The 736-nt window shown below is 67.8% G+C and carries 2 pseudogenes; both read left to right on the top strand.

The window, feature by feature from the left end:
- Positions 1-563, top strand: a pseudogene (locus tag ORI94_RS35260) (DUF3459 domain-containing protein); the annotation flags it as partial.
- Positions 560-736, top strand: a pseudogene (locus ORI94_RS35265) (trehalose synthase); the annotation flags it as partial. The pseudogenes ORI94_RS35260 and ORI94_RS35265, both read left to right, overlap by 4 nt.

Genomic DNA, 736 nt, shown 5'->3' on the forward strand with positions numbered 1-736 from the left:
GCCGGCCCGCCTTCGAGGCCCGTGCCGTCCTCGCCGCCACCCTCTCCCCCACCTGGGGCATCTACAGCGGCTACGAACTCTGCGAGAACACCCCCCTGCGCGACGGCAGCGAGGAGTACCTCCACTCGGAGAAGTACCAGCTCACACACCGCGACTGGGACACCGCCGAGCGCACCGGCCGCACCATCGCCCCCCTCATCACCCGCCTCAACACCATCCGACGGCAGCACCCCTCGCTGCGGGCTCTGCGAAATCTCCGCTTCCACCACACCGACAACGACGCGGTCATCGCATACAGCAAACGCAGTGGACCGGATGTCGTGCTGGTGGTGGTCAACCTCGATCCCCACCACACCCAGGAGGCCACGGTCTCGTTGGACATGCCGCAACTCGGCCTGGAGTGGCACGAGTCGGTGCCGGTGTGCGACGAGCTCACCGGCGAGACCCACCACTGGGGCAGGGCCAACTACGTGCGCCTGGAACCGGGGCGGGCTCCCGCGCACGTCCTGCACGTCCAGCGACCGCCCGCCGCACAGCGAACCGGAGGGTCAGGAGCGTCATGACTGTCAACGAGCCCGTACCGGACACCTTCGAGGACACTCCGGTCAGGGACCGCGACCCCGACTGGTTCAAGCGAGCCGTCTTCTACGAGGTCCTCGTCCGCTCCTTCCAGGACAGCAACGGCGACGGCATCGGCGACCTGAAGGGACTGACCGCCAAGCTCGACTATCTGCAG

This window comes from Streptomyces sp. NEAU-W12 (assembly GCF_026242095.1).
Taxonomy (GTDB): Bacteria; Actinomycetota; Actinomycetes; order Streptomycetales; family Streptomycetaceae; genus Streptomyces.